The sequence below is a fragment of the Micromonospora sp. NPDC049089 genome, assembly GCF_040648775.1.
Classification (GTDB): domain Bacteria; phylum Actinomycetota; class Actinomycetes; order Mycobacteriales; family Micromonosporaceae; genus Micromonospora.
The window spans coordinates 45,527-51,658 of record NZ_JBEZEH010000016.1; the positions used below are offsets into that span (position 1 = coordinate 45,527).

General features: G+C 70.8%; 7 protein-coding genes. All 7 read left to right on the top strand.

Features of this window, described 5'->3' with window-relative positions:
- Window positions 1-3: 3 nt before the first annotated feature.
- The gene (locus tag AB0B48_RS05355; RefSeq protein WP_357196227.1) at window positions 4-1,278 is read left to right on the top strand and encodes an adenosylmethionine--8-amino-7-oxononanoate transaminase; all 1,275 of its coding nucleotides are present in this window, start codon (window positions 4-6) and stop codon (window positions 1,276-1,278) included.
- A 73-nt stretch (window positions 1,279-1,351) separates the two neighbouring features.
- Complete coding sequence (pyrF, locus tag AB0B48_RS05360; RefSeq protein WP_357196230.1) at window positions 1,352-2,188, top strand: orotidine-5'-phosphate decarboxylase; 837 nt, start codon at window positions 1,352-1,354, stop codon at window positions 2,186-2,188.
- Between the two features lie 178 nt (window positions 2,189-2,366).
- Complete coding sequence (gene mihF, locus AB0B48_RS05365) at window positions 2,367-2,684, top strand: integration host factor, actinobacterial type (RefSeq protein ID WP_030335662.1); 318 nt, start codon at window positions 2,367-2,369, stop codon at window positions 2,682-2,684.
- A gap of 25 nt (window positions 2,685-2,709) precedes the next feature.
- Complete coding sequence (locus AB0B48_RS05370; RefSeq protein WP_355009192.1) at window positions 2,710-3,243, top strand: guanylate kinase; 534 nt, start codon at window positions 2,710-2,712, stop codon at window positions 3,241-3,243.
- Between the two features lie 64 nt (window positions 3,244-3,307).
- Window positions 3,308-3,571 (top strand): DNA-directed RNA polymerase subunit omega, encoded by a 264-nt coding sequence (rpoZ, locus tag AB0B48_RS05375; RefSeq protein ID WP_030335666.1) that lies wholly within the window; start codon window positions 3,308-3,310, stop codon window positions 3,569-3,571.
- A gap of 14 nt (window positions 3,572-3,585) precedes the next feature.
- Window positions 3,586-4,794, top strand: coding sequence for a bifunctional phosphopantothenoylcysteine decarboxylase/phosphopantothenate--cysteine ligase CoaBC (gene coaBC, locus AB0B48_RS05380; protein ID WP_112641759.1), 1,209 nt, complete (start codon window positions 3,586-3,588; stop codon window positions 4,792-4,794).
- Window positions 4,795-4,881: 87 nt separating this feature from the next.
- On the top strand, window positions 4,882-6,075 hold the full coding sequence (gene metK / locus AB0B48_RS05385) for a methionine adenosyltransferase (protein WP_091401916.1): 1,194 nt from the start codon (window positions 4,882-4,884) through the stop codon (window positions 6,073-6,075).
- The last annotated feature ends 57 nt before the right edge of the window (window positions 6,076-6,132 follow it).

Below are 6,132 nucleotides of genomic sequence, written 5' to 3' on the forward strand. Positions count from 1 at the left end.
CGCGTGACACCCGAGGAGATCCTGGCCGCTGACCGGGCGCACATCTGGCACCCGTACGCCGCGTTGCCGCCGGCCAACCCGCCCTACGTGGTGCGCGGCGCCGAGGGGGTACGGCTCACCCTGGCCGACGGGCGGGAGCTGGTGGACGGGATGTCGTCCTGGTGGGCGGCGATCCACGGGTACCGGCACCCGGTGCTCGACGCGGCGGTGACCGACCAGCTCGGCCGGATGAGCCACGTGATGTTCGGCGGGCTCACCCACGAACCGGCGGTACGGCTGGCCCGAAGCCTGGTCGAGCTGACCCCGGACGGCCTGGAGCACGTGTTCCTGGCCGACTCCGGCTCGGTCAGCGTCGAGGTGGCGGTGAAGATGTGCCTGCAGTACCAGCGGGCCGTCGGGCGGCCCCAGCGGCGCCGGCTGGCGACCTGGCGGGGTGGCTACCACGGCGACACCTTCCATCCGATGAGCGTCTGTGACCCGGAGGGCGGGATGCACCACCTGTGGGGCGACGTGCTGCCCCGGCAGGTGTTCGCCCCGGTGCCGCCGGGCGGTTTCACCGATCCGCCCGACGACGGGTACGTGGCGGCGCTGGTGGAGACGGTCGAGCGGCATGCCGACGAGTTGGCCGCCGTGATCGTCGAGCCCGTCGTCCAGGGCGCCGGCGGGATGCGCTTCCACCACCCGGGTTACCTGCGGGTGCTGCGAGAGGTGACCCGCGCGCACGGGATTCTGCTGATCTTCGACGAGATCGCCACCGGGTTCGGCCGTACCGGCGAGATGTTCGCCGCCGGGCACGCCGGGGTGACGCCGGACGTGCTCTGTGTGGGCAAGGCACTGACCGGCGGCTACCTCACGCTCGCGGCCACCCTGTGCACCGCGGAGGTCGCCCGGGGCATCTCGGCGACCGGTGTGCTGGCGCACGGGCCCACGTTCATGGGCAACCCGTTGGCCTGCGCGGTGGCGAACGCCTCCATCGGGCTGCTGCGGGCCGGAGACTGGGCCGGGCAGGTCGCCAGGGTCGGCGCCGGCCTGCGCGCCGGTCTGGAGCCTCTGCGCGGCATGCCGGGCGTGGCCGACGTACGGGTCCTCGGCGCGATCGGCGTGGTCCAGCTCGATCACGAGGTCGACCTCGGCGCGGCGACGGCTGCCGCGGTCGCCCAGGGGGTGTGGCTGCGCCCGTTCCGCGACCTGATCTACACGATGCCGCCGTACGTCACCGACGATGCCGACGTGGCCCGGATCGCGACCGGGGTGGCGGCGGCGGTGGCGGCTGGCTGAGTCGGCCCGGCCACCGGGTCGACGGGTTACCCGGGCGGGTCAGCCGCCCGGACGAGAAGAGGGGAACACTCCGATGGAGAGCTTCGGTACCCGGCTGCACCGGGCGATCACCGAGCGGGGCCCACTCTGTGTGGGCATCGACCCGCATCCGGGTCTGCTGGCTCAGTGGGGCCTCCCGGACGACGTTGAGGGGCTCGACCGGTTCAGCCGAACCGTGGTGGAAGCCCTCGGTGACCGGGTTGCGGTAGTCAAGCCTCAGTCGGCCTTTTTCGAGCGGTTCGGGTCCCGAGGTGTGGCGATTCTTGAGTCAACTATCCGACAGTTGCGGGATGCCGGCTCGCTCGTTCTGCTCGACGTCAAGCGCGGCGACATCGGCTCGACGGTGAGCGCGTACGCCGCCGCGTACCTTGATCCATCCAGCCCCGTGTATGTCGACGCGGTCACCGCGAGCCCCTACCTCGGGGTCGGTTCGCTGGCGCCGATGTTCGAACTGGCTGCCGAGCACGGCGGCGGCGTGTTCGTGCTGGCCCTCACCTCCAACCCCGAGGGTGCCGCCGTGCAGCGGGCCGTCACGGCCGACGGCCGCACCGTGGCGCAAACCGTGATCGACGAGATTTCCCAGCTCAACAGGGGTGCGTCCCCACTCGGGAGCTTCGGTCTGGTGGTCGGCGCGACCATCGGTGACACCGGTCACGACCTCTCCGGTGTGGGCGGCCCACTGCTCGCTCCGGGGCTCGGCGCGCAGGGTGCCGGTGCGGCCGATCTGCGGACCGTCTTCGGTTCGAGCCTCGCCTCGGTGCTCCCGTCGTACTCCCGGGAAGTGCTCTCGGCCGGCCCTGATGTGGCCGCGTTGCGGGCCGCCGCGGACCGCGTTCTGGTCGACTGCCGGGCCGTTCTGCCTGCCCGGTGACTGACTGACGGGTCGGTCACTCTACGGTGATCATGCGGCCCCCACGTTGCCGAAAGCTCCGTTGGCCGCTAGTTTTCCCCGCGCTGGGAACCATGGACCCCTTGGTTCACAGCGACACCACGTTTCACAGATGCGGCGGTGCGCCCCGCCCGCCGCGATAGGGACCTGAGGAGAACTGGTGCCGCTCCCGTCACTGACCCCCGAACAACGCGCTGCCGCGCTCGAGAAGGCCGCGGAGATCCGCAAGGCCCGTGCTCAGCTGAAGGAGCAGCTCAAGCAGGGCAAGACCACCCTCGGTGCTGTCCTCGAGCGGGCCGAGAGCGACGACGTCGTTGGCAAGCTCAAGGTGTCGGCCGTCCTGCAGGCCATGCCGGGCATCGGCAAGATCCGGGCTACCCAGATCATGGAGAAGCTCAAGATCGCCGACAGCCGTCGCCTGCGTGGCCTCGGCGAGCAGCAGCGCAAGGCACTGCTTGGAGAGTTCGCCGCCAACTGAACCTGGCAGCGTGTAGAAACAAGCAGTGAGCACGGATGACGAGGCGCGCCCGGCGGCTCGGCTCACTGTCCTGGCTGGACCTTCGGGTTCCGGCAGGGAGAGTGTCGTCGAGCTTGTCCGGGCGCGTTCTCCGTCCGTGTGGATCCCGGTCGCGGCAACCACCAGGCCGCGCCGGGAGTCGGAGATCGACGGGGTGGACCGCGTCTTCCTCGCCCCCGCCGAGTTCGATCGACGGATCGTCGACGGCGAGCTGCTGGAGTGGTCCCGGATCGGTTCGCACCGCCGGGGCACCCCGTACCCACCGCTGCGCGCCCGGCTCGACGCCGGGCAGCCGGTGCTGCTCCCGCTCGACCTGCGCGGCGTCCCGCTGGTCCGGGCGCGCCTGCCCGATGCCCGGCTGGTGTTGCTGAGCCCACCCGGGTACGCGCCCGACGCCACGGTGGCCGCCACCGTCGCGTACGCGCTGACCCACGACCACACCGAACGGGTGGTTGAGGAGCTGGTAGGCTTACTCGGTTCTTCTTATCCGGATCCGGCCTGGTCACGCGTGCGTGGCTGACGGTCGGCCGCCGTTGAGACTCAGCACCGCGTCCGCGCGGCTCGAAAGACGCAGAGGTTAATTCGTGGGATCCATCGCCAACCCCGAAGGCATCACCAACCCGCCGATCGACGAGCTCCTCGAGAAGACGACGTCGAAGTACGCGCTGGTCATCTTCGCCGCCAAGCGCGCGCGCCAGGTCAACGCCTACTACAGCCAGCTCGGTGAGGGTCTGCTGGAGTACGTCGGCCCGCTCGTCGAGACCACCCCGCAGGAGAAGCCCCTCTCCATCGCCATGCGCGAGATCAACTCGGGCCTGCTCACCGCCGAGCCGACCGACCAGCCGTAAGCCCCCGCTGGCCGATGTCCGCCTCGATCGTCCTCGGGGTCGGTGGCGGCATCGCCGCCTACAAGGCGTGCGAGCTGCTGCGACTCTTCACCGAATCGGGTCACCGGGTTCGGGTGGTGCCAACCGCGTCGGCGCTCCGCTTCGTTGGAGCGCCGACCTGGGCCGCGCTCTCCGGTCAACCGGTCGCCGACGACGTCTGGACCGACGTCCACGAGGTGCCCCACGTCCGGCTCGGTAAGCAGGCCGACCTGGTGGTGGTCGCGCCGACCACCACCGACCTGCTCGCCAAGGCCGCCCACGGCCTCGCCGACGACCTGCTGACCAACACCCTGCTGACCGCCCGTTGCCCGGTCCTGCTGGCCCCGGCCATGCACACCGAGATGTGGGAGCACCCCGCCACAGTGGCGAACGTGGCCACGTTGCGCTCCCGTGGGGTCCGGGTCATCGAGCCCGCCGTCGGCCGGCTCACCGGCGCCGACACCGGCAAGGGCCGGCTGCCCGACCCGGCGGAGATCTTCGCCGTCGCCGGTCGGCTGCTGGCCCGTGGCGACTCCGCCCCCGCCGACCTGGCCGGTCGCCGGGTGGTGGTCACCGCCGGTGGCACCCGTGAGCCTCTCGACCCGGTGCGTTTTCTGGGCAACCGCTCGTCGGGCAAGCAGGGGTACGCGTTCGCCCGCGCGGCTGTCGCCCGGGGTGCCCGGGTCACCGTGATCTCGGCCAACGTCGGCCTCGCCGACCCGGCCGGGGTCGACCTGATCCGGGTGGGCACCACCGCCGAGTTGCGGGAGGCGACAGTCAAGGCCGCCGTCGAGGCCGACGCGGTGGTGATGGCGGCGGCGCCGGCCGATTTCCGGCCCGCGACGTACGCGACTGGCAAAATCAAGAAGTCGGACGACGGTGTCGCACCCACCATCGAGCTCGTCACGAACCCGGACATCGCGGCGGAGCTCGGCCAGCGCAAACGGCCAGGGCAGGTGCTGGTGGTGTTCGCCGCCGAGACCGGCGATGCCGAGGCCAACGGTAGGGCGAAACTCGCCCGCAAGCGGGCCGACCTGATCGTGGTCAACGAGGTCGGTCCGGACCTGGTCTTCGGTGCCGACACCAACACGGTGACGGTCATCGGCGCGGACGGCTCGGTCAGCCGGTTGCCCGAGCAGGCCAAGGAAGCGGTGGCCGACGCCGTGTGGGATCTCGTCGTCGCGCGGCTGCCTGGCCGCTCCTGACGGGTGGAACAGAGCACAACCGAACCCGACACGGACCGCAGTGGTGATTAAACTTCCGCGGAACGACTTCATACGCTTAGGAGTGCCGTGACACGCCGTCTCTTCACGTCCGAATCGGTCACGGAAGGCCACCCGGACAAGATCGCTGACCAGATCAGCGATGGCATCCTCGATGCGCTGCTGACCGAGGACCCCCACAGCCGCGTGGCAGTGGAAACCATGATCACCACCGGTCAGGTGCACATCGCCGGTGAGGTGACCACCAAGGCGTACGCCGACATCCCGACGATCGTCCGCCGGACCATCCTCGACATCGGCTACGACTCGTCGAAGAAGGGCTTCGACGGTGCCTCCTGCGGGGTCAGCGTCTCCATCGGTGCGCAGTCCGAGGACATCGCGCAGGGTGTGGACAACGCCTTCGAGTTGCGCACCGGAGCGTCGGAGAGCGCGCTGGACGCGCAGGGCGCCGGCGACCAGGGCATGATGTTCGGCTTCGCCTGCTCGGAGACGCCCGAGCTGATGCCGCTGCCGATCGCGCTCGCGCACCGGCTGGCCCGCCGCCTCTCGGCGGTGCGCAAGGACGGCACGATCCCGTACCTGCGGCCGGACGGCAAGACCCAGGTCACCATCGAGTACGAGGGGCTGCGTCCGGTCCGGTTGAACACCGTCGTGGTGTCCAGCCAGCACGCCGCCGACATCTCGCTGGACTCGCTGCTCACCCCGGACGTGCGCGACCACGTGATCGCCCCGGAGCTGGAGAGCCTCGGCCTGGACACCGACGGCTACCGGCTGCTGGTCAACCCGACCGGCCGCTTCGAGATCGGCGGCCCGATGGGCGACGCCGGACTGACCGGCCGCAAGATCATCGTCGACACCTACGGCGGGTACGCCCGCCACGGTGGCGGCGCGTTCTCCGGCAAGGACCCGTCCAAGGTGGACCGCTCGGCCGCGTACGCGATGCGTTGGGTGGCCAAGAACGTGGTCGCCGCCGGTCTGGCCGAGCGGTGCGAGGCGCAGGTGGCCTACGCCATCGGCAAGGCGCACCCGGTGAGCCTGTTCATCGAGACGTTCGGCACCGAGACCGTGCCCGTCTCCTCGATCGAGAAGGCCGTCACCGAGGTGTTCGACCTGCGTCCGGCCGCGATCATCCGGGACCTCAACCTGCTCCGCCCGATCTACCAGCAGACCGCCGCGTACGGCCACTTCGGCCGGGAGCTGCCGGACCTGACCTGGGAGAGCACCGACCGGGCCGCCGACCTCAAGTCGGCCGCGGGAGCCTGACCGCCACCAAGCGCAGCGAGCGGCGGCCCGCGGGCGGGGCGCCGGGCGCGCGCGGCT